This is a genomic window from Mesorhizobium denitrificans, assembly GCF_003403035.1.
In the GTDB taxonomy this organism is placed as follows: Bacteria; Pseudomonadota; Alphaproteobacteria; order Rhizobiales; family Rhizobiaceae; genus Mesorhizobium_G; species Mesorhizobium_G denitrificans.
In genome coordinates this window covers 1-20750 of the sequence record NZ_QURN01000020.1, presented here as the reverse complement: position 1 = coordinate 20750, position 20750 = coordinate 1, and the positions used below count along the sequence as shown (strand labels likewise).

General features: G+C 57.7%; 23 protein-coding genes and 2 pseudogenes. 14 read left to right on the top strand and 11 right to left on the bottom strand.

The genetic code is table 11. The features are described from left to right. The 3 genes from DY251_RS19680 to DY251_RS19670 all read left to right on the top strand — a co-directional run bounded on the left by DY251_RS19680 (position 1) and on the right by DY251_RS19670 (position 3121). A complete protein-coding gene (locus DY251_RS19680; protein WP_116625618.1) occupies positions 1–1077 on the top strand; it encodes an ABC transporter ATP-binding protein in 1077 nt (358 codons plus the stop codon). A gap of 77 nt (positions 1078–1154) precedes the next feature. Continuing rightward, positions 1155–2216 carry an ABC transporter substrate-binding protein gene (locus DY251_RS19675; RefSeq protein ID WP_116625617.1) on the top strand — a complete coding sequence of 354 codons (1062 nt, stop codon included), beginning with the start codon at positions 1155–1157 and terminating at the stop codon, positions 2214–2216. Further along, complete coding sequence (locus DY251_RS19670; protein WP_245416048.1) at positions 2192–3121, top strand: enoyl-CoA hydratase/isomerase family protein; 930 nt, start codon at positions 2192–2194, stop codon at positions 3119–3121. Before DY251_RS19675 ends, DY251_RS19670 begins: the two co-directional genes overlap by 25 nt. A 309-nt stretch (positions 3122–3430) precedes the next feature. Here DY251_RS19670 and DY251_RS19665 read toward each other — a convergent pair. The 4 genes and pseudogenes from DY251_RS19665 to DY251_RS19650 form a co-directional block, all read right to left on the bottom strand. Further along, positions 3431–3655: pseudogene (locus DY251_RS19665) on the bottom strand (transposase domain-containing protein); the annotation flags it as partial. A gap of 34 nt (positions 3656–3689) precedes the next feature. Further along, positions 3690–3902: pseudogene (locus DY251_RS19660) on the bottom strand (integrase core domain-containing protein); the annotation flags it as partial. Positions 3903–3937: 35 nt separating this feature from the next. Further along, positions 3938–5106, bottom strand: a protein-coding gene (locus DY251_RS19655; protein WP_116625616.1) for an IS3 family transposase whose coding sequence is annotated in 2 segments (ribosomal slippage) — positions 3938–4842 and positions 4842–5106 — 1170 coding nt in all. Because the reading frame shifts where the segments join, the coding sequence is not laid out codon by codon here. Between the two features lie 218 nt (positions 5107–5324). Continuing rightward, the gene (locus tag DY251_RS19650; protein WP_116625631.1) at positions 5325–5624 is read right to left on the bottom strand and encodes an XRE family transcriptional regulator; all 300 of its coding nucleotides are present in this window, start codon (positions 5622–5624) and stop codon (positions 5325–5327) included. 1343 nt (positions 5625–6967) lie between these two features. Here DY251_RS19650 and repA point away from each other — a divergent pair. The 5 genes from repA (at position 6968) to DY251_RS19620 (ending at position 11447) form a co-directional block, all read left to right on the top strand. Next, entirely contained in the window at positions 6968–8185 is a 1218-nt protein-coding gene (gene repA / locus DY251_RS19640) for a plasmid partitioning protein RepA (RefSeq protein ID WP_116625614.1), read from the top strand. Beyond that, positions 8182–9162: a plasmid partitioning protein RepB gene (repB, locus tag DY251_RS19635; protein WP_116625630.1), complete on the top strand. Its 981-nt coding sequence runs from the start codon at positions 8182–8184 to the stop codon at positions 9160–9162. Before repA ends, repB begins: the two co-directional genes overlap by 4 nt. Positions 9163–9383: 221 nt before the next feature. After that, positions 9384–10583 (top strand): plasmid replication protein RepC, encoded by a 1200-nt coding sequence (gene repC / locus DY251_RS19630; protein ID WP_116625613.1) that lies wholly within the window; start codon positions 9384–9386, stop codon positions 10581–10583. A gap of 229 nt (positions 10584–10812) precedes the next feature. Continuing rightward, positions 10813–11046: an AbrB/MazE/SpoVT family DNA-binding domain-containing protein gene (locus tag DY251_RS19625; RefSeq protein WP_116625612.1), complete on the top strand. Its 234-nt coding sequence runs from the start codon at positions 10813–10815 to the stop codon at positions 11044–11046. Beyond that, positions 11043–11447 (top strand): type II toxin-antitoxin system VapC family toxin, encoded by a 405-nt coding sequence (locus DY251_RS19620; RefSeq protein WP_116625611.1) that lies wholly within the window; start codon positions 11043–11045, stop codon positions 11445–11447. Before DY251_RS19625 ends, DY251_RS19620 begins: the two co-directional genes overlap by 4 nt. Before the next feature lie 51 nt (positions 11448–11498). Here DY251_RS19620 and DY251_RS19615 read toward each other — a convergent pair whose 3' ends face one another. After that, positions 11499–12650 (bottom strand): site-specific integrase, encoded by a 1152-nt coding sequence (locus DY251_RS19615; RefSeq protein WP_116625629.1) that lies wholly within the window; start codon positions 12648–12650, stop codon positions 11499–11501. A gap of 747 nt (positions 12651–13397) precedes the next feature. Between DY251_RS19615 and DY251_RS19610 the strand changes: the two genes are divergently transcribed. Then, positions 13398–13778, top strand: coding sequence for a helix-turn-helix transcriptional regulator (locus DY251_RS19610; protein ID WP_116625610.1), 381 nt, complete (start codon positions 13398–13400; stop codon positions 13776–13778). After that, on the top strand, positions 13778–15106 hold the full coding sequence (locus DY251_RS19605; RefSeq protein WP_116625609.1) for a type II toxin-antitoxin system HipA family toxin: 1329 nt from the start codon (positions 13778–13780) through the stop codon (positions 15104–15106). The genes DY251_RS19610 and DY251_RS19605 overlap by 1 nt, the downstream gene beginning before the upstream one ends. A 372-nt stretch (positions 15107–15478) precedes the next feature. Here DY251_RS19605 and DY251_RS19600 read toward each other — a convergent pair whose 3' ends face one another. Further along, entirely contained in the window at positions 15479–15970 is a 492-nt protein-coding gene (locus tag DY251_RS19600; RefSeq protein WP_116625608.1) for a thermonuclease family protein, read from the bottom strand. A 34-nt stretch (positions 15971–16004) separates the two neighbouring features. Here DY251_RS19600 and DY251_RS19595 point away from each other — a divergent pair, with 34 nt between their 5' ends. Beyond that, the gene (locus tag DY251_RS19595) at positions 16005–16355 is read left to right on the top strand and encodes a hypothetical protein (RefSeq protein WP_116625607.1); all 351 of its coding nucleotides are present in this window, start codon (positions 16005–16007) and stop codon (positions 16353–16355) included. 12 nt (positions 16356–16367) lie between these two features. On the opposite strand, the gene DY251_RS19590 is transcribed toward DY251_RS19595, so the two are convergent. Then, positions 16368–16550, bottom strand: a complete 183-nt coding sequence (locus tag DY251_RS19590; protein ID WP_116625606.1) for a hypothetical protein — start codon at positions 16548–16550, stop codon at positions 16368–16370. Positions 16551–16606: 56 nt separating this feature from the next. Beyond that, complete coding sequence (locus DY251_RS19585; RefSeq protein ID WP_147307485.1) at positions 16607–16858, bottom strand: hypothetical protein; 252 nt, start codon at positions 16856–16858, stop codon at positions 16607–16609. Positions 16859–16974: 116 nt separating this feature from the next. On the opposite strand from DY251_RS19585, the gene DY251_RS19580 reads away from it, so the two are divergent. The 3 genes from DY251_RS19580 to DY251_RS19570 all read left to right on the top strand — a co-directional run bounded on the left by DY251_RS19580 (position 16975) and on the right by DY251_RS19570 (position 18309). Beyond that, entirely contained in the window at positions 16975–17559 is a 585-nt protein-coding gene (locus DY251_RS19580; RefSeq protein WP_116625604.1) for a recombinase family protein, read from the top strand. 76 nt (positions 17560–17635) lie between these two features. After that, positions 17636–18067, top strand: coding sequence for a single-stranded DNA-binding protein (gene ssb / locus DY251_RS19575; protein WP_116625603.1), 432 nt, complete (start codon positions 17636–17638; stop codon positions 18065–18067). Positions 18068–18081: 14 nt separating this feature from the next. Continuing rightward, positions 18082–18309, top strand: coding sequence for a hypothetical protein (locus tag DY251_RS19570; RefSeq protein WP_116625602.1), 228 nt, complete (start codon positions 18082–18084; stop codon positions 18307–18309). Between the two features lie 230 nt (positions 18310–18539). Here the strand turns inward: DY251_RS19570 and DY251_RS19560 are convergent, their stop codons facing one another. The 3 genes from DY251_RS19560 to DY251_RS19550 are packed head-to-tail and all read right to left on the bottom strand — an operon-like array spanning position 18540 to position 20395. Further along, positions 18540–19163: a hypothetical protein gene (locus DY251_RS19560; protein WP_147307484.1), complete on the bottom strand. Its 624-nt coding sequence runs from the start codon at positions 19161–19163 to the stop codon at positions 18540–18542. Further along, positions 19160–20020 carry a hypothetical protein gene (locus tag DY251_RS19555; protein WP_116625599.1) on the bottom strand — a complete coding sequence of 287 codons (861 nt, stop codon included), beginning with the start codon at positions 20018–20020 and terminating at the stop codon, positions 19160–19162. The genes DY251_RS19560 and DY251_RS19555 overlap by 4 nt, the downstream gene beginning before the upstream one ends. Positions 20021–20032: 12 nt before the next feature. Further along, positions 20033–20395: a hypothetical protein gene (locus DY251_RS19550; RefSeq protein ID WP_116625598.1), complete on the bottom strand. Its 363-nt coding sequence runs from the start codon at positions 20393–20395 to the stop codon at positions 20033–20035. Positions 20396–20750 lie beyond the last annotated feature (355 nt).

Genomic DNA, 20750 nt, shown 5'->3' with positions numbered 1-20750 from the left:
ATGGCCAAAAGTGCAGAAAGCGGAGTTCAGGTTAGCTTTAGAAACGTGGGAAAGGACTTTGGTTCTGTTCGCGCACTGGATCCGATCTCGTTAGATATTCGTTCAGGCGAGTTTCTCACGCTTCTCGGACCAAGTGGCTCCGGAAAGACGACCCTGTTAAATATCGCGGCTGGTTTTCTAAGCCCGGATACCGGGCAGGTTCTGCTCGGTGAGCGCGACGTTACTCACGTTCCGCCTAGAGATCGAAACATCGGCATGGTGTTTCAGAACTATGCTCTATTTCCCAATCTCAATGTTGGAGAGAACGTCGCATACGGTCTGAAGGTTCGTAAGTATCCGAAGGCTCAGGTTGAAGCTCTCGTCACCAAAGCGCTAAACATGGTTCAGCTGGGCGGCTACGCTGGTCGAGCAATCCAACAGTTGTCGGGTGGTCAACAGCAACGAGTGGCCTTGGCGCGGGCTATGGTCATTCAGCCGGACGTTCTCCTGATGGACGAACCATTGGGGGCGCTTGACCGCCAGTTGCGAAAGCATGTGCAGTTGGAGATTCGGCGACTTCATCTAGCCGCACCGCGTACAACCATCTCTGTAACGCATGATCAAGAAGAGGCTATGGTGATGTCTGATCGTGTGGCTATAATGAGTCAGGGCCGTATTGAGCAGATCGGAACGCCTCACGAGCTTTACGCAACACCAAAGAACACTTTCGTAGCGAGGTTTCTCGGAGAGTCGAATATTCTTCCAGTATTCGTACTTGGTGAGAAAGACGGCCAGATCTCATTTACCATCGACGGATCTGACGGTGTTTGGTCGGCCTCTGCTGGTAACACTTCGGTCACTGGGGCTGCATCTCTTCTTGTTAGGCCGGAAAGGCTGCAGATCGCTGAAAGGGGCCAGCCCGGCTTGGCGGGGAGGGTCGCTGAGGTTGTGTACCTGGGTGAGCTAACGGCTAGGCGCGTCACGTTGGATTGCGGCAAAGAACTCTGGATGCGATCGATGTCCGCTAGTCCGGCTGACGTTGGAGACCGAATCGAAGTTAGGTGGCGTGGCGCCGATGCGCGGGTTCTTTCTAGCTAGCATTTTGCAATAGGAGCGAATGTCAGGCCCCAAAAAGGTGTTGGTGATCGCGAGTCAGTATAAATGGGAGAAGTTGAATGATTACACGTCGAAACGTTTTGCATGCTGGTGCAGTGCTGGGCGCGGCTTCAGCATTCGGTAGTGCGATCGGTAAGCGCAGTTGGGCGCAAGGCCGCCCCTTTACGTTCTGCTCGTGGGGTGGTGCGCTCTCAGAAGTCGAGAAGATGGCGTTTGTTGACCCGTTTGCCAAGGAGAAAGGCATCGAGATCGCCAATGTCTCTCCCACAAACTACGCGAAGCTGAAGGCAATGGTTGAAGCCAATGCGGTTGACTGGGATGTTGTCACCGTAGGTGGATATTTTATCTATACGGGAAAAGATACCAATCTGCTGGAGCCGGTCGACTACTCCATTGTGAAGGCTGATCATGTGGCTCCGTATTGGCGAACCGAATACGGCGTCTATACCACCACAGGTGCGTCGGTAATCGCTTACAACACTGATGCGTTCCCAGAGGGATCGCGCCCGGAATCGTGGGCAGATTTTTGGAATGTTAAGGACTTCCCTGGCCCACGAAGCCTCTATTCGAGGCTCTGGTATAACTACGAAGCTGCTCTTCGCGCAGCGGGTGTCTCCAAAGAAGAGATTTATCCGGCTACAGAAGAGAAAATGAAGCTGGCCTTTGCCAAACTCAAAGAGATCAAGCCACACGTGTCTGTTTGGTGGACAGCAGGAGCTCAGCCGCCCCAATTGTTGTCGACTGGCGAGGTTGCAATGGCCATGGCGTGGAGTGGGCGAGTGGCTGCTGCAATCCATGAGGGTGCGCCAGTTGCGATGACTTTCAAGGATGCTATTGCCTGGGGCAACGCCTTTGTAGTGCCAAAGGGGACGCCCAACCGTGACCTAGCGATGGAGCTAATCAGTTACGCCGTGTCTCCTAGCTCACAAGAGCGGCTGCTTCCGGTTGGGACTTACGGTCCTATTCTTGAAGATGTTTCCGCAAGGGCAACCTCGGAGCAGGCAAAGTTTATTGTTACCCATCCTGACAACATAAAGGATGCAGTTATTCAAAACGATGCTGAAGTGTCCGCGTATGTGATAAAATACGAAGCCGAGTGGCAAAAGTTCCAGCTTGGTTGATGTTTCAAAATAAATCGTGGAGCCGGGTTTATCATGACCCGGCTTCTGCCATGGCGAATGGATTTCTTGCTGAAATGACTAAAGATGTCGATTTTTCTACCATTAACTTCAAGGTATCCGACGGAATTGCGTTCATCACGCTCAATCGCCCTCGCTCATTGAACGCTATCAATCCGGAAATGGTCAGCGAACTCAATCTCGCAATGGATCGAGTAGACAGTGACGACGCTATCAAAGTTGCAATCGTTTCTGGCGAGGGACGTGCATTCTCGGCGGGTTTTGATCTCAAAGCCGCCGCCGAACGAGGCCCCATGGATCCTATTCGATGGAGATCTGTGCTCGAAGCCGATCTCGATCTAATTCTTCGTTTCTGGGATAGTCCTAAACCGACGATAGCCGCGGTCCACGGTCATTGCATCGGTGGGGCGTTTGAACTGGCCCTGGCTTGCGATATTTCCATTGCAGCTGAATCAACACTAATGGGCGAGCCGGAAGTTCGGTTTGGCTCGGGTATCGTAGCGATGCTACTCCCATGGATTACGGGACCAAAACAAGCGAAAGAGCTTCTTCTAACTGGAGAGGATCGTCTTACTGCGATTAGGGCTTTGCAGTTGGGGATCGTCAATAGCGTTACTCCGAACGACGAGGTGCTGAATAGTGCGATTGCCACAGCAACCAAGATAGCATCAGCGGCTTCATCGTCGGTGATGTTCACGAAGAAAGCTATCAATAGAACTTACGAGATAATGGGACTGAGGCAGGCGTTACTGCAATCGTTGGAACTGGACATTTTTATCGAATCTAGCGGCGGGCCTGAAGGCGATACCTTCAACCGAATACGTAGTGAGCAGGGGCTCCAGGCAGCATTGGCTTGGCGCAATTCACGATCAAACGTTTCCAACTGACGCTTGGTCTCTGAAAATGGGGTCTGACTCACATTCGATGAATTTGGCTGGCGAGGTGGTGCTGTTTTCTGAGGGGAATCAGCACCATGGCGGACAGATTGCGTTTGTCGTCTCTGATCCGTAACCATCCGGTCTGGCCTCACCGGGTGCTTACCCTGATCCCGGCCGGATTGGTTGTCGAGCGTTCCACCGAGGTCGAGGGAATATTGGTAGTCTCGGCGCGAGCGATGGTCGACGAGCGGGCCTGTCCGCTTTCTCCATCAGGACGACGCGACCATTGTCGGAAAGTAAGCGGCAAGCTGAGGCCGTTCAGGCGGCGTAGTTCCACGGCATGAGCGCGTCAATTTCCGAGCTTGGCCAGCCATTGGCCATGCGCTCGAGGGTCTGGGCGAGCCAGGCAAGCGGATCGATGTTATTCATCTTTGCAGTCTGCAACAACGTGGCGATGGTTGCCCAGGTCCTTCCGCCGCCGTCGCTGCCGGCGAAGAGTGAGTTCTTTCTCGTAATGGCCTGAGGTCTGATTGCTCGCTCGACTGGCCTGACCCCTTAAGGTGGTCCGGTTTCAGTCTTAATGCATGATCGGTTTTCCCGCCATTGCCTGGGCGGATGGTGGTGCCGATCGCCGTGGCGGTGCAGGCCAGACAATGGTCTCCGGGGCCGGTGGTTTGTATCCGAGCGATGAGTGCGGCCGCTCGGTGTTGTAGTAGCGCCGCCAAGCCTCGATGATGATCTTTGCCTCGGCGAGGCTGTAGAAGATCTCACCGTTGAGCAGTTCGTCGCGATGGCCTGACCCCTTAAGGTGGTCCGGTTTCAGTCTTAATGCATGATCGGTTTTCCCGCCATTGCCTGGGCGGATGGTGGTGCCGATCGCCGTGGCGGTGCAGGCCAGACAATGGTCTCCGGGGCCGGTGGTTTGTATCCGAGCGATGAGTGCGGCCGCTCGGTGTTGTAGTAGCGCCGCCAAGCCTCGATGATGATCTTTGCCTCGGCGAGGCTGTAGAAGATCTCACCGTTGAGCAGTTCGTCGCGAAGCTTCGAGTTGAAGCTCTCGCAGTAGCCGTTCTCCCAAGGACTTCCCGGCTCGATGAAGGCGGTCTTCGCGCCGACAGCGGCAATCCACTCCCGCACGGCCTTGGCAATGAACTCCGGACCATTGTCGGAACGAACATGGCCGGGCACCCCGCGCAGGATGAACAGATCGGATAGGACGTCGATGACGTCGGTCGAGTTGAGCTTACGATCGATGCGGATCGCTAGGCATTCCCGGGTGAACTCGTCAATGATGTTGAGCATGCGGAACTTCCTGCCATTGTGGGTCCGGCCCTCGACGAAGTCGTAGGACCAGACATGGTTGGGATACTCGGGCCGAAGCCGGACGCATGATCCGTCATTCAACCAGAGCCGTCCTTTCTTCGGTTGCTTCTGGGGAACCTTCAGCCCCTCCCGCCGCCAGATGCGCTCAACGCGTTTGGCGTTCACCATCCAGCCCTCGGACCGCAGCATCGCCGTGATCCGGCGATAGCCATAGCGTCCGTAGCGCGAGGCCAGTCGGATGATGTCTGCCGTCAACGCCTCTTCATCCGGTCGGCCATGCGGCTTCTTGCGCTGCGTCGAGCGATGCTGGCCGAGAACCCTGCAGGCAAAGCGCTCCGAAACAGAGAACTTCGACATCACATGGTCGACGCAGCGGCGACGGCGGGAAGGGCTCAGAAGTTTCCCGAGGCAGCCTCTTTCAGGATTAGCTTCTCGAGCGTCAGGTCCGACACGGCCTTGCGCAGCCGGTCGTTCTCTTTCTCGAGCTCCTTGAGACGCTTTACCTGATCTCCCTTCAGGCCGCCGAACTCCTTGCGCCACCGGTAGTACGTAAACTGCGTCACGCCAATCGAACGAACCGCTTCGCCAACCGATCGGCCTTGTGAAAGCAAAACATCCACTTGGCGTAGCTTCGCGACAATCTCTTCGGGCTTGTGCTTCTTCTGGGGCATTCCAACGTCCTCTCCAAGGCTCAATAGCCTACTTCACGGAGGACCACTTTTCAGGGGGCAGACCATTGGCAGAAGAGTGCAATCGGCGTCCAGGACAAGGCGACGAGCGGGGCGATCTTCGCGCCCCTGCGCAGGAAGTCGGTCAGCGACAGCCGCAGCCACGGTCATCCATCGCTGCGGCAACACCCGCCATTCAGCTATCGGAAGTCGAACGGAATTCAGGGGACCCTGTTGGTTGCGACTATGCCGCCTTCCCCCTCCAGGCGAGCGATCCGCTTGGCGTCGGATTCGGTAAATTTCAACCGGACGCCGATGCCGCCGCCATTTTCCTCGATGAACACAGCGCCGAGCGTCTCGAGTGCCGACTTGAGGGCTGCAATCGTCTCCGGCGCCGGTTGCTCAAGCTTGCGCTCGAATTGTTCGATGACGGCTTCATCAACGGCAGAACGGCTGGCCAGCTTGGCACGGGTAACTTCGACAAGTGCGCGTCCAGCACGGCATTGCGACCCAGTGATCACGAGGCCCTCCTTTTTATGCCAACGGAGAACAAAATGGCCAAAATCCATTCTAAATCAATTTGTGATGTCAATCGAGCTGGAGTGGCCGAAAGCCAATGGAGGCTTCTGGGGCATCGCCCGCCTCCCATACCTCGGACGCATTCAACGGCGCGGCGCCGGATTGGCAACTACATTGCCGACGGCTGAGTGTGTATTCGGTCAATTGCCCGAATGTGGCGTTTCATCCCGGATGGCCTCCGCGGCAAGGACGACGCTTGCTCCGTGAAACACCACGGGCATCGGATGGCGGCTCTCGGCCATCTTCCGGCGCAGTGATGGCAGTGAAGGCTTGATCGGTAGTAATGCATTGACGGACTCCCTTCGCCGCCGAAGGCGGCTGGATTTGCTTTTCTGGTGCAACTCCCGGGACGGTACGTGCGCCTGATATTCAGGCGCGTGCAACTTCGCCCCGGGCGCGATCATGCGCCTGAGTGCGAGTTCCTGAAAAGTTCTGACTTGGATAGCGTGCCATGAGTTCAAAGTAGGAACTCACAGATAAAAAGCAATGATGTGCGGCCTTCTGCCACGATTGTTTGCTTGAATATTTCCGGCGTATGACGCTACTGCTTTCGCGTGCTAACCGGCGCTCAGCAAACCAGATGATCGGCCTCAGGTGCTCTCGACACTGGGCGTCAAATCTAGCTGCTCTCCGCCAGGAAGATACGCATTCAGCGGGCTGAGTATGGAGGGCGGCTTCTGGGCGGCCTTTTTGCTAATTAAGAATGGTTTGATGAAGCCGTCCAATTTTTACCGACCTCCGACAGGGCGCTGCTGATTATATTTTCAACGGCCTCTCTTTTCTTCCTTGGCATCAGATCTAGCCGTTACGGATAGCCTCCCGCCACGCCTGTCCCCTGCCCCACGCTTCCGAAATCCCTATGCGCGATCGTTCGGACAGCGGGTTTCCTGAAGCCCCCGCGAGATGGCAATGTATCCTGCTAGTAGCCGTGGCGGCCGATAGAAAGTCCTAGGCGAGAGCACCCGCAGTTGCCACTTGAAGGGTAGAAAGCGGGGCGATGTTTCGGCTCCAACTCCTGACGAAGCAACCGGAGAACGAGGGCTTCACGACGATGGATGGCGGGATGCTAAACTGGTTCAAATGGCTAGACTTGGCATTGACGCCGAGTTCTGATCGCCGCTCTCGAGTAGCCGATATCGCGCGAATCAATTGTCAGCTGACAATTATCGTTTGCCGGTGGGTGAACGATTCCGGTTAACTTTTTATTAACTCAATACTCCTTGACGGTGCGGGCAGACTCGGACACGTTCACGCAAAAGTACCCCATTTGTCGGAAATATCGTGAATGACAACTTCGCCCGCTAATCTTGCGAACGCGCGAGTAATCGCTCCGCAGTCCATTGAAGAGACGATTTGGAGCGATTCTCAAGCCTTGGGATCGCAACTCCAAATGCTGCGCGAACGCCTGTTCCCGCCCTCGGCCGAAAAGGAACTCCGCAGATTTTCATCACCAGAAGTGGCCAAGCTGATCGGAGTTACCGAGAGCTACATCAGGCACTTGGCCTTGGCCGCAGAAGGCCCCTCCCCCGACAAGACGGCTGGCGGACGCCGTGCGTATACCCTCGAACATGTGCACGAACTCCGCCGTTTCCTCGGGAATTCGAAGCCTGCCTATTTGCCTAACCGCAGATCAGGCGATCATCTACAAGTCATCGCCGTCACCAATTTCAAGGGCGGTAGCGGAAAAACTACTACGGCAGCCCATCTTGCCCAATATCTGGCACTACATGGCCATCGTGTCCTGGCGGTTGATCTTGATCCACAGGCGTCCATGAGCGCCCTATTCGGCTATCAGCCCGAGTTCGATGTCGGTGAAAATCAGACACTTTATGGTGCCATCTGCTATGACAAACCGCGGCAGCTGTCCGACATCATCAGGACTACGTATTTCTCGGGTCTCGACCTCGTTCCCGGGAATCTGGAACTCCACGAATTCGAACATGACACTCCTCGAGTTCTCGCAAGCAGGGAACACGCGGACGACATGTTTTTCCTGCGCGTCGCGGAAGCCTTGCGATCCGTTGACGACCGCTACGATGTCGTTGTGATCGACTGTCCGCCGCAACTCGGATTTCTCACAATGTCTGCGCTTTGTGCTGCGACCTCGGTGTTGATCACCGTTCATCCGCAGATGCTTGACATCGCGTCGATGAATCAATTCTTGGCGATGACCTCTAACCTGCTGTCAGTGGTCAAAGAAGCTGGCGGCAATCTCGACTACGATTGGATGCGCTATCTCGTCACCCGCTACGAGCCGAACGATGCTCCGCAGGCGCAAATTGTCGCCTTTTTGCGGAATTTGTTCGGCGAGCGTGTGCTGACGGCGATGATGGTGAAATCTACAGCCATTTCCGATGCCGGATTATCAAAGCAGACCATCTACGAGGCCACTAAAGATTCCATGCATCGACAGACGTACGAACGCGCGTTGGAATCCATGGACAGCGTCAATTCTGAAATCGAGCAACTCGTGCTCAAGGCATGGGGGAGGGCGACCGAATGAAAGGTCGGGATATCCTTAAAAGCTTGGTGGATGCGGGCAGGCCTGCGGCACCTGACGGGTCGTTGCCCCACCAACGGCCTGCGGGAGCCGTCAAGGCGCTGAACATGGGCCTCAACCGGCTCAATGAGGAAGCAGCCGAAGCCAAGGTTCTGCGGGAGGCGTTGGCGAACAGCGAGAACGTGCTCGAACTTGATCCTTCAACAATCGATGCCTCGATTGTTTCAGATAGGCTGTCTTCATTCGATGATCCAGCTTTCGCCGACTTGAAGAACGCTATCGAGACCAGCGGACAACAGGTGCCTGTCCTTGTCCGCCTGCATCCGCTGGAGCAGGGGCGATACCAAGCTGCCTACGGACATCGCCGCATTCGCGCTGCACGGGAGCTCAGGCGAAAAGTGAAGGCCATCGTTCGCCCGTTGACCGATATAGAGATGGTCATTGCGCAGGGCCAGGAGAACGGGCAGCGGGTTGATCTCTCATTTATCGAGCGCGCCGTCTTCGCATCGAAGCTCGATGCCCAAGGCTTTGACAGGGATACCGTCTGCGCCGCGCTGGGCGTCGATAAGCCCGAACTTTCGCGTCTGTTGACGGTCGCCAATTCGGTCGACCGGGACATCATCAATGCGATCGGCCCCGCAATGAAGGCAGGACGGCCTCGTTGGCTGAGGCTTGCGGAGGCACTGAAGGATGCCGATGCCGCTTTGCTGGTTGGAGCCCGCATTAAGCGGGAGGATTTTAGGCAGGCTGACAGCGATACCCGTTTCAAGTGGGCGTTGGCTGCTGCTTCGTTGATGAAGGGAGAAGGGGACCAGCATTCAAAGTTGCCGATCGTTAAATCAGGCGTCGGCTCGATTGAGAGCGATGGCGAGACATGGCGGTTGACCACCACGGATAAAGCCTTCGGGGCATTCCTGGAAGGCCGTCTGGATGCGCTTTTCAGGGAATTCGAGACCACCCGTAAGGGTGCTGCTTCGTAAAATTGTCAGCTGACAATCGCTTGGGCTCGTTTCAAGAAGTCAGCTAGCGTTCGCAACTGGAGACTAGAAACCGCAAAAGAAAAAGGCCCCCGAGCGACTTTCGTCGTGGAAGCCCTTCTCCGTAGTAGCTGACCGAGAATCGCATTTCCACGAATCAGTGTCAAGCGTTTGAACGTCGATTCGGCGAGCAGGGTTCTTTTGCCTGATTGAAGGCGAAGAGAATGGAACTGGGAACAACGCCCTTCGGTGGGCGAACGATGACGCTTGCCCTTTTACAAGCGCAAATCAGTTCACAAGAAATCCCCGAGGGGATGGCGGTCGACAAATGGCAGGCTTACCGGGATCTCTGTGAGGGGAAATCAATCATCGGTGTTGGTGACCGCGCCCTGGCGGTCCTGGCGGCCCTGCTGTCATTTTATCCGGACAGTGAACTGTCGGAAGAAAACGGCTTGATCGTGTTTCCGTCGAACAGGCAGCTCTCATTGAGGGCGCACGGAATGGCGAATGCTACTCTCCGGCGGCATCTGGCGGCTTTGCTGGATTGTGGCTTGATCACACGGCGAGACAGTCCGAACGGCAAACGTTATGCCCGCAAGGGCAGGGGAGGGGAGCTGGAGGATGCATTCGGGTTTTCTCTGGCACCGCTGTTGGCCCGCTCGGAGGAGTTCCAACTGGCTGCCGAGCGGGTTCGGGCCGAGAATCGGGCACTGAAGCTGATGCGCGAACGCATCACGCTGCATAGGCGCGACATTGGCAAATTGATTGAGACGGCGATCGACGAGGGTGTTCCCGGGAACTGGGGAGAACTTTGGAGGCGTTTCCGTGAGATTGTCGCTGCGATACCCCGCAAGGCTGCATTGGCCGAATTGGAGGTCGCCGGGGCCGATCTGGCTGCACTGCGCGAAGAAGTGGATATCTTGTTGGAAACGTTCATGAAAGTTACGAATCCGAGCGCCAATGAGTCCCATAATGAGCCGCAGCAATCTAATTCAAACACCGACACCCCTACTGAATTTGAACTCGCTTTGGAAAAAAGCAAGGCGAGCGTTGAGCCAATCACGCGACTGCAGGAGCCGCCGAAAGGATATCCCCTGGGGCTTGTGTTGAGAGCCTGCCCGGAAATCATCGACTACGCCGTCGACGGAATAGGAAACTGGCGCGACTTGATGGCGACGGCGGCCCAGGTGCGCGGCTATCTTGGGGTTTCGCCATCCGCTTACGAGGAGGCCTGTGAAGTCATGGGTCAGGAAACGGCGGCGGTGGTGGTCGCTTGCATCCTGCAAAGGGCGCAGCACATCCATTCAGCGGGCGGCTATCTGCGGGCCCTGACAGGAAAGGCGAGGGCAGGGGCGTTTTCGGTCGGTCCAATGCTGATGGCGGCGTTGAAAGCCAACGGGGCGTCGACGAGGATGGCAGGTTGAGTGCGTGCATGGAAGAGCGGGCGTTCCCCGGACCGAAGAGACTTGAGAATTCCGGTCGCTTTGCGAGCCAAAGACGTCGTGGAGAGGCGTTGGTCAAACACGCGGGGAATGGATAAGCGATCATTTGTAAGCCGTTTCTCCGGCGGAGAACGAGCGGATCGAGCCAGGCATTGAAAGTCGGCCCTTGCGGTAATACCTTACAGAGAACTAGCATTACCGAGGAACAGAAATGACCACGACAGTCACAGCCAAAGGTCAGGTAACCATCCCGAAGCCGGTCCGCGACCTTCTGGGGATCGTGCCGGGCAGCAAGGTTGATTTTCACCGCGCCGCTGATGGCAGCGTCGTGCTTGCGCGCGCAGACAAGAGCCAGCCTGCTAGCCGCTTCGCCAAGCTACGCGGCCATGCCGGTAAAGGACTCGATACGGATGCGATTATGGCGCTGACGCGCGGTGAAGCGTGACGCTCGTCGACACCAACGTTCTGCTTGACCTCGTCACGGATGACCAGCGCTGGGCTGATTGGTCGGTTGCGCAGCTTGAGTCGGCCAGCCTCGCTGGGCCGCTGGTGATCAACGATGTCGTCTACGCCGAGCTTGCCGTTCGTTATGACCGGATTGAGGATCTTGACGAGTTTCTCGACGAGGCCAGTCTAGAGATGGCGCCGATGCCACGGGCAGCACTGTTTCTGGCCGGCAAGGTGTTCACGAGATATAGGCGTGCGGGCGGATCGCGCACCGGCGTGTTGCCGGACTTCTTCATCGGTGCCCATGCGGCAGTCAGTCAGCTTTCTCTGCTGACCCGCGATGTCAGTCGTTACCGCACCTATTTTCCGTCTTTAAGGCTGATTGCGCCGGATTCTTGAGCTGCACTTTCTGGTCAAAGGCGCTATTCCTTTGGTTAACGGGAGGGCGCCTTACAGCCCGGATGCCTTGGTCAGGTTGACGCGGAATCTGTCGCGGCGGCGCTGGTAGCGGCGGGTCATTTCGGCTGAGGCATGGCCGAGCTGTTTTTGCACGTAGCGCTCGTCGACCTCGGCCGAGGAGGCGAGGCCGGCGCGCAGCGAATGGCCGGCAAATTTCTGCGCCCGCTCGCCTTCGGCCAGATCGCCACGCACGCCGGCGGCGAGCGCGGCGCGCTTGACCAGGCGGGCGACCTCCTGGGCGTTGAGGCGCTCGGCGCCCGTCTTGCTGCCCTGGCCGGTGACGCGGCGGAACAGCGGGCCATGGGCGATGCGGGCCAGCGAGAGCCAGGTCTGGAGCGCCACCACCGGGCAGGTGGCGTCGGCCGAGCCGCGGCCGATCTCGACCTCGCGCCAGCCGGTCTTGCCGCGCAGCGTCACCAGCATGCCCTTGTCGAGGATTTCGATCCAGCCGCGGCCGTCCTCGGTCTGGTCGCGGCCGCAATCCAGCCCGACGATCTCGGAGCGGCGCAAGCCGCCGGCAAAGCCGACGAGCAGCATGGCGCGGTCGCGCAGGCCGCGCAGCGTGCCCCGGTCGAGCGTTTCCAGCATGGCGATCAGGTCTTCGGGCAGGATCGCCTCCTGCTGCCGCGGCGGGGCGGCGTGGCTGTTGCGGATGCCGGCCATCACCGTGGCGATATGGCGGTCCTTGCGATCGAGCGGCTGGCCGCGCTGGGCATAGTTCCAGGTCAGCGACGACAGCCGCCGCTCGATGGTCGACACCGCGTTCGGCTTTCTGTCGCCGGCGGCTTTACCGGATGCACAGGCGGTGATGTAGAGCCCGACAAGGCGCGGATCGGGCGCAAGTGCCTCGACGCCCTGGCGACGGCACCAGCTGGCAAAATGCTTCCAGTCGGCGGCATAGGCGCGGCGCGTGTTGGCCGAGCTCGCCGCTTCGACATAGTCGCGGGCCCGGTCGGCAAGCCGTTCAAGATGTGCTGGCAGGCGGGGATTGGCGGCGACTGCAAGGGGAAGGGAGGGGACTTCAGCCTGCGGCTCGTCCGGTGCGCGGCCCATCGCCATCACCACGTCGACGATGTCGGGGAGATCGTCGTCGGTCCGCTCCGTAGCGAGGTTCTGGGCGGAGAAAGGCAGTTTTGACGACATCGCAGATGTGTCCTGTGGTCGAGCAGAACGGGGAAAGGTGCGCTTCCCGACATTGTGCGCAACGAGAGAGGCTGTCATTCGCATGCCGTCGGCTGACGGCAAGTCATTGATCTGGCGCGAATTAAGCTTTGAGTCCATGGGCGGAATTCTAGCCGAATCGGCGGGTTTTTTGTAACCTTCTAAATGGACGAACCGCGCAGCGAGCCTGGCGTCGCCAGACTGTCCGCGGCGGCCAGGTTTCTCCTGAGCTTGCCACGAACTCGGCGTCGCGCGATCCCTCTATGGGTTGATCCGGGCGTATGCGAGCATCCGCTTATGAGTTCGCTGCTCGCGTGCCGGCCGGCACGCGACGCGGCAGCCGCCGATTGCCGGGCGAGACCGAGCGGTCATCGCCGAAGCGCTGCGAAAGGCGGCAGGGCATGGGGATGCTGAGACTTCGCTCGCAGTCACCAGTTGCCCGGTTCATCCGGCCGTAAATGCAACGAAATTTCCGCGGCGTGGCCGCGTGGCGCGGGTTTCGGCATTCGGCTCGCCGTGAGCGGGCATTCCTGTGGCCGGGTCGGGAATTTGAGCGCAAACCCGGTCCGCGCAACGAACGCGCATTTTCGTCGAGCTGAGCGTCACTGAGCATCGTTTTCGGCCATTTGCCCGCCGAGAACGGCGGTTTTTTCCCCTGCGGTGCCGACGACCGATAAGCGCACTTATATGTAGCGTTACCATGCCGTAATGGTGTATATATGCGTTATTATGAGCAGAAAACCGGTCCCCTCCCTCCGCGCGCAAGCCGAGCTGAATAAGCTCGGAAGCGACATTGCTATTGCACGCAAGAAACGACGCTTCACCCAGCAGCGATTGGCCGATGGCGCTGGCGTAAATGTGGTGACGATCCGCCGCCTCGAAAAGGGCGACGGTGGCGTTTCGCTGGGTGTGCTCGCGATGGTTCTGGTGACGCTCGGAGAGCACAACAGGATCGCGGATATGCTGGATATCTCCAAGGATGATATCGGGTTGGCGCTTGGTGTGAATGCCCTTCCTCAACGCGTCCGGCCGAAAGGCGACGGCAAGGGAAAGAGAAAGAAGACCGAGCCGCAGGAACCCTCGGGCGGCTCCGACAAGGTGTCGTTCTGATGGCTCAAAGTGCGTTCAAGGTTTGCATTGGTGATGCGGGGCTGGAGGTCGGAACCCTGTGGTTCGAGACGGCCGGGGGGCGCGAGCATTCGAGCTTCCAGTATGCCGCGAGCTGGCTCGATCATTCGCGAGGCTTCGCCATCGCTCCCGCGTTGACGCTCGACGGCGAGCGGAAGTTCTTCAAGGCGGCAGGTGAGCACGGATCGCCGCTACCGCCACCTATAGCCGACACGACGCCCGATTCATGGGGCCGCAATATCATCCGTAAGGATTCGCGGCTTAGCGGCACAAATAGCGGGCCTCTTTCGGAGATCGACTTTCTCACGGCCGTGGACGATTTCAGCCGCGTGGGCGCGTTGCGCGTGCGTGGCATAGAGGACAGCTCCCCGTTCCTGTCGGCTGCGCCGAATGGTCGGCATCCTATCCCACCCCTCCTGCATCTGGACCAGCTCAGCGCCGCCATATCGAATGCTGAGAGCGATGCGCCCGAGGCGGCGGCGCTCCGGCGTCTCCGGCAGATCGGCAGTTCATTGGGCGGCGCTCGCCCCAAGTGCTCGATCATCGACAGCGATGGCACTCTTGCCATCGCCAAGTTCACATCAAAGCATGACACGTATCCAGTCGAGAGAGCGGAGGTCTTGACGTTGCGGCTCGCCCGGCTTTGCGGTCTCGATGCGCCCAAGGCGCGGATCGAGATGAGTGCGAGCCTGCCGGTGGCGATCATCGAGCGCTTCGACCGAACGCCCACCGGCCGGGTGCCCTACATTTCCGCACAGACCATGATGGATTTCCCGGCCGCGACCGGCGGCACATACCTAAACCTTGCCGATGTGATCCGCGAGCAGGCGGCATCACCCTATACGGAGCTGAAAGAGCTGTTCCAGCGAGTGGCCTTCACGATCCTCGTCTCGAATGTTGACGATCACCTGAAAAACCACGGCTTCCTTTATGCCGGCGACGGCCGCTGGCGGCTGTCCCCGGCGTTCGATGTCAATCCAGCTCCCGAACGCTTTAAGGAGCTGAAAACAGCCATTGCCGACCCTGCTGCGCCGGATGCCTCGATCTCGATGCTGATGGAGTATGCTTTCTATTTCGAGATAGATTCCGACGAGGCGGCCAAGCTCGTCGGATCGATGGCCCATACCATCGGAGACAATTGGCAGGGGTTGGCGCGGGAGGTTGGTATGAGCGGCCCGGAGATTGCCATATACCGCCCTGCATTCGAACACAGAGAAGCAGAGAACGCTCGTTCGTTCGTGAAAGCTCCCGAAGGGGCATCCCCTGTGGGAGCAGCAGCGCATCGCCCGACCGGACCATCTATAGGGTAAGGAGGCCGATATTGGACCGAATAACGGGCGCGGCTCGGCCGTCATAGGCTGAGACGAATGCGAAGGGAGACTATCTACATGACTCAAACCCCGCTCCTGTGGAGCTTGGCAGTTTCCATTGCCCTGACTGTTTCAGCGGCCCGTGCGGAAGAACTGGTGCGTGCTAACCCGAGTTCTGTTCGCAGCTCGACCGATACGCGGTTCATTCCCGATGAACAAAGGCAGGAGAAACACCGGTCAGCGGTGCCCCAAGGGGAACTTCCACCGCCGCCGCCGCCGAGTGCGCCCAAACCCTGATTTGATAGCGGATGCTAGCAGGAGCAGGCTAGCACTAGCGTGCGGCGGGCGTGGTCATCGACCCGCCGCATTTATTTATGATCGGCACCATCGACCTCGATCCGGTTTGCCAAACGGCGCAGCAAGCCCTTCGGAGATCATCTGCGGGGAAACGTCACCGGAATTGGTGAACACCCTGACTAGAACACGCCCGTAGCGGTCCTTGCGATTGAGCGATTTCAACTGGACGCCGCCACTGTCGAGCAGCTCCTTGAGCCGTTGCGTTGCCAGCCCCGCAAGAATGCGCTCGTCTTCGCACTGTGCTCGCTCGCCACTTTCAGGAGCATCAATATCCGCGATCCGGTATTTGACGCGATCCTGCCAGAAAGTATCGCCATCGACCACGCATGTGATACGCCGCTCCGCGCCGCAGATCGGCCAAGGAGAGGCGTTGGCCTCGACTGAGGGGAGAAGTGACAGCAGCGCGGCAAGCGAGGCTGCAACGCTTAAATGCCGGAAAAGAGGTGTATCGATAGGCTTCGATAGACAGGTGATCGTTTCACATATAATTTTTGCGGAATATTTCATGTAGAACCGAAGTTGGTGAGGGACGCAGAACAATATGAAGCTGAGACTATGTTTAGTTGTGATACCAGTCATTCTAACAGGCTGCGGCGGTAGCGCGCCATCCGATGCGGATATCAGTGAGGCATTTAAGAATGCCTTCTCGCAGGCTCAGCAGCAGATATCGGGCAACCCGTTTGCTCAGGCGCTGATCGGTGCTGCCACCGGAGGCGGCGAAGTCCACTATGGAGTTTCCAACTCGACCTGTAACCAGACTGGCGACATCTACGATTGCACGTTTAAACTCACGGTGCGGCAGGGTGAGAATGGCCCGGCCATAGGCCCCGAGAAGGCCATGCACGCTGTTTTCGTCAAGATGGACGGAAAGTGGACGATGAGGAACAACTGAGGGCGTTACATCTCAGATCGAACAGGAGCCTGTGCGGCATTCGGTAAGGCGGCGGATATTCGCAGCCGCTTCGGCCTCGATGACCAGCTTTTGGGCGTCATCAGGCGACGAAACGGGCTGTCCGTAGGTCATGCCGCTTCTGGTGTGAACTACCTGCCAGCGGCCGTCTTTGGTCTGTTCAGCGGTGTAGTGCATCGGGTAGCTCCGGCTAAGCTAGGAATTGTCGGGCACAAATGTTGTGGCATCCCGTCTCAATGGACGGAGCCGGAGCCTGCGGCATTGGCCGAATCGATAAGCACCACCGCTTGATCCTCAATGGTATAGGTGATTTCACGGCTCAACAGGCGATGCGCTGTCGCTTCGGGAAGGCCCCAAGTCTCCGAAACGAGCGAGAGCAGAACCTTTCGGTCGTTCTCAAAAGCATAGCCGTTGATGGCCCAAGCGATCACGCCGGGGGCGTAAACCATTTCGCTGGAACCGAGGCGATAGGTCTTGGCCTGCATTTCGATCTCCATTGCTTTCAAAGTGTCATTAGTTTAGTGTTTGACACAACACACGACTTTTGACACGCTGTCAATCATAAAAGAAACGGCAACCATTACCGCAAGGGCGTTCGGGAATGAACATTGGATATATACGGCTGGCAAAGGCGGCCCCCTCGAAGGAGGAACAGGAAGAGGCCTTGCACGCGGCTGGTTTGCCGAAAGCGGGCAAGATTTTCGTTGAGCAGGTCGCCACTCGCCGGAGAACCGAGTACGTGGACCCGACCCCGCAGCGCACAGAGATGATCAATAGTCTCGCCGCAGGCGATACCGTTTATGTCGCCAGCGCTTCGCGCCTTGGCACGGGCGTGGTGGATATCGAGGAGACGCTGCGCGCGATCAACGAGAAAGGGGCCGTAGTGATCGATGCGGCGACAAAGGAAGCTGTGCGCTGGCATCCTGACGCAAGTGCGGCCATCGCCTTTGTGTTCAGAGGATATAATGGCCTTCGGAACGAGCTGGCAGCGCATATGCGCGCCAAGCGCCCGGAGGACAAGAAGGGCGGCGCGCCCTCAGTGCCGCAAGAGCGCCTTGAGGAAGCACGCAAGCTGTTCCTCAACCTCGATCTCCACATCAATGATGTCATTCGGCGCACAGGCCTTAGCCAGAGGACGCTCTACCGACATTTTGGAAAACGGACGGGTAAGAATCCCGCGAAGTAGCCGATAGATAGAAGCACTCAAAGATTAATGATCGAACGAAATCTTGGGCGGCCGTGCCGCATGAAAGGAAATATCGATGGCGATCAATATCAATAAGGTCATTCTACAGGGGCGTTTGGGATTAGACCCTGAAATTCGCCGGATGAATGATGGAAAGCCGGTCGCAACTCTTCGTATCGCGACCTCTGATTTCTGGCGCGACAAACAGAGCGGAGAGCGTCGGGAGAATACGCAGTGGCATGATGTCGTTATATTCAACGAACATCTGTGCTCCTATGTGGAGAAGTACGGCAAAAAGGGCCGCGAGATTTATGTCGAAGGCCAGTTGCAGACTCGCAAATGGCAAGATCAGGAAGGTAAGGATCGCTATAGAACCGAAGTTGTTTTGCAGCGCTATAGCGGTGCCGTGCAATTAGGCCCGGCACCGGGCGGCGATAAGTCAGAGGATCAGGAACAGGGTGGCACTGACGACTATGATCGCCGTTATGATGACGAGATTCCCTTCTGAAAGGAGAGACCTATATGGCCGAAGTCATATTTGGATCAGCGCTCCAATTAGAGGCCGTGGCGGCAAGGCGTAACGAAGCGCATATCGTTCGCGACGATGTTGAGATGGCTCAATTTCTTGCCATGTACGGGACTACTGCGCTGGTTCATGGCGCGAGTGAAGAGCATGTGCGCAATCGGTTTCCTATTCTCAAAGGGAAGGGACTGGCAATTGTCCCAGCCAGTCAGCTACTTGCAATGTGAGGGCCTAGCTTATGAATGATGATCGTTGGAGAGAAGAGCAGCGACGGATGGAAGAGCAGCGCCGCGAGGACCAGCGCCGGGCTGAGGAACTACGCCGTGAAGAGCAACGCCGTGAGGATCAGCGGCGACAGGAGGAAGAACGACGGCGGATGGACGATCAGCGGCGGGCGGAGGAACAAAATCGCAGATGGTAATGAAAAATGGCCCGGCAGCGGGCCATTTTTTTTATTTTAGTTGGACCACGAGCCGAAGCGCTCGACCAGCGCACCAACGACCGGCTCTCTTCTGCGCTTGCCGGTGTCCGGCGCGCCACGCCATCGCTTGTTGCGAGGCTGTTCGAGCCACATGCCAACGACTGCCCGACCATCGTCAGCAGTCATTTCAAAGCCGGAGATACGTGAGAGACCGAAGACGGGCTGGCCCGAAGGAGCGAGCGGCAGCAGCACCATGCCGGGCAAGGCAGGCCATTGCGGCCTCGCCGCTTGGAATAGAGTGGTGTCTATCAGGAAACCCTCGTCTGGCAATCGTGCGACCATGTGGCCGGACCAACGCCCGGCCGCGTCAACCCCTTTGTCGTATGGATCGCCGATACCGAGCGAGTGTAGCTCTTTTCCGTCCTGATCGGCACGGATCACGAAGACGACAGGTACGACTTCCGCGCTGCGGAAACCGATTTTGAACAGGAAGTCCCGAACAGCGAGGGACGAAAGAACGCAGCTATCGCGACTACGGAGAGAAAGGCGCTCGAAATTCGGATGCAGGGCCTCCGCGATCACGGCCGCAGCCTTGATCAGCTTGGCCGGGGGAGCGCCGGAGACCATCATATCGCCAAGTTTCACGGGCTTCTCGTTCACGGCTGCGGCCTCCATTCTTCCAGCCGCTTCCGCAGGTGCGACAAGTCAGTCTCGACAAAGCGAATATCACTTTCAAGGTTGGCCTTGTAGATCGATAGCGTGCGAGGCCAGCGTGCGTCGGTGGGATCGATCTGGACGATCTGGCGGCTCGCTACGCGGTACGGGAGCGTGGTGCAGGTGTCGGCAGCACCAAGATCACGGCTCAGATCGGAAAGGCGCTTCTCGGTGGCTCCAACGAGCCACACGAGGCCTTCGTCGGAAACCTCAAGGGGTTTGAAGCGGATACCGGGGCAGCTTGCAGTTTGCCAGCCGTGGCCGGGCCGCTGATAGCCGTGATGAGCCATCGTGCCATCGGTGACGGCGATCTGCCGGAAGCAGCAAGGGCAGGTTTTCACGATCTTATTGGGGTTGACGGGCTTCGCCGGTCCAGTGCTCGGAGCGCGCCCCTTGATCACCTTGTCTTTTAGGGAGGCCACGGCCTCGGCCAGAGGCAGGGCCTCGGCCGCGAAGGTGCGCATAGCGTCTATGGCTGCGCCTTCGAGCTTGGTCTTCGCGAGCTTCTTGCTCACTGCCAGCATGTCGTGAAGGTACATGACGGTGAAGCTGGAATAGAACGTGTAGACCGCCTCGGGTTGCTGCTGATAGCGCCCGGCGAAGAAGAATGGGTCTTCGACGGCCTTTTCCCAGCCAGCATCGACGGCGCGGGAGAGCGTGTCCTTGGCATCCTTTAAGACGATGTTACGGATCGAGCCGGAGGCAACGCCGTCAGCAATCGCATAGACGGCCTTATCGAACTGATCAGGCCGACGAGCTGCGGCGCGCAAGGAGGGAAAATGATCGGGGTGCAGCGTGGTCATGGTTGCGGAGCCTTATAGAGGATAGGTGGAAATGAGCGCAGCGCGTTCCTCGCCGGTCTGAGTGTGCCAGACCTCACCATTGCAGGACGCATGGATTTCAATGAAGGCTTCGGGGCCGAGTTCATCAACCCAATCAGCGGTGTAGTCGATGTATGATTCGCTGGTGTAGTGGGCGGCACCGTATCGGAGAGCCACGAGAGCGGCGGCCCTTCCGTCAGGATGGTTTCTGGCTACCCAATGGAGAATGTTGCAGATCATATCGCCCGCGACGGATTCGGGTCCGTCAGCATCGAGCGAGTCATCCAATCCCATGGCGGCGGCGAATGCCTTGATCGCAGGGGCGACAGATGAAATGCGGTCTTCGTTCGTGAACATTGGCTGGCTTCCTCTGTTTGTTTTTATAAAAGTACACGAGGCTGGCGAGACGGTCAACACTAAAATAAAAACAAGAGAGAGAATTTTATAAAAAATATGCAACAAAAGGTGATGAAAGGGGCAAAAATCCGAGAGCAGAGCGGACGAAGTAACAGTATAATAAAAGCAAAGTATAAAAATGAGGGGCGAAGCTGTAATTAAATAAAAAAATGGCTAGAATAATAAAAAATAGCTTGACAATAGAATAAAAATGAGTGTGGTAAACCAGCAACAGTGGGGCAGGGCTTGACTTTTATATATAAACACACCGGTGTGTTTATATATAAAAGTCAAGCCCTGCCCCACTGTTGCTGGT

Coding starts and splice junctions, on each gene's coding strand:
- DY251_RS19600 (WP_116625608.1), bottom strand. CDS start 15,970: ATGAAATATTCCGCAAAAATTATATGTGAAACGATCACCTGTCTATCG.
- DY251_RS19570 (WP_116625602.1), top strand. CDS start 18,082: ATGGCCGAAGTCATATTTGGATCAGCGCTCCAATTAGAGGCCGTGGCG.
- DY251_RS19580 (WP_116625604.1), top strand. CDS start 16,975: ATGAACATTGGATATATACGGCTGGCAAAGGCGGCCCCCTCGAAGGAG.
- DY251_RS19610 (WP_116625610.1), top strand. CDS start 13,398: ATGAGCAGAAAACCGGTCCCCTCCCTCCGCGCGCAAGCCGAGCTGAAT.
- DY251_RS19590 (WP_116625606.1), bottom strand. CDS start 16,550: ATGCACTACACCGCTGAACAGACCAAAGACGGCCGCTGGCAGGTAGTT.
- DY251_RS19605 (WP_116625609.1), top strand. CDS start 13,778: ATGGCTCAAAGTGCGTTCAAGGTTTGCATTGGTGATGCGGGGCTGGAG.
- DY251_RS19595 (WP_116625607.1), top strand. CDS start 16,005: ATGAAGCTGAGACTATGTTTAGTTGTGATACCAGTCATTCTAACAGGC.
- DY251_RS19625 (WP_116625612.1), top strand. CDS start 10,813: ATGACCACGACAGTCACAGCCAAAGGTCAGGTAACCATCCCGAAGCCG.
- repA (WP_116625614.1), top strand. CDS start 6,968: ATGACAACTTCGCCCGCTAATCTTGCGAACGCGCGAGTAATCGCTCCG.
- repC (WP_116625613.1), top strand. CDS start 9,384: ATGGAACTGGGAACAACGCCCTTCGGTGGGCGAACGATGACGCTTGCC.
- DY251_RS19585 (WP_147307485.1), bottom strand. CDS start 16,858: ATGCAGGCCAAGACCTATCGCCTCGGTTCCAGCGAAATGGTTTACGCC.
- ssb (WP_116625603.1), top strand. CDS start 17,636: ATGGCGATCAATATCAATAAGGTCATTCTACAGGGGCGTTTGGGATTA.
- DY251_RS19615 (WP_116625629.1), bottom strand. CDS start 12,650: ATGTCGTCAAAACTGCCTTTCTCCGCCCAGAACCTCGCTACGGAGCGG.
- DY251_RS19555 (WP_116625599.1), bottom strand. CDS start 20,020: ATGACCACGCTGCACCCCGATCATTTTCCCTCCTTGCGCGCCGCAGCT.
- repB (WP_116625630.1), top strand. CDS start 8,182: ATGAAAGGTCGGGATATCCTTAAAAGCTTGGTGGATGCGGGCAGGCCT.
- DY251_RS19680 (WP_116625618.1), top strand. CDS start 1: ATGGCCAAAAGTGCAGAAAGCGGAGTTCAGGTTAGCTTTAGAAACGTG.
- DY251_RS19675 (WP_116625617.1), top strand. CDS start 1,155: ATGATTACACGTCGAAACGTTTTGCATGCTGGTGCAGTGCTGGGCGCG.
- DY251_RS19550 (WP_116625598.1), bottom strand. CDS start 20,395: ATGTTCACGAACGAAGACCGCATTTCATCTGTCGCCCCTGCGATCAAG.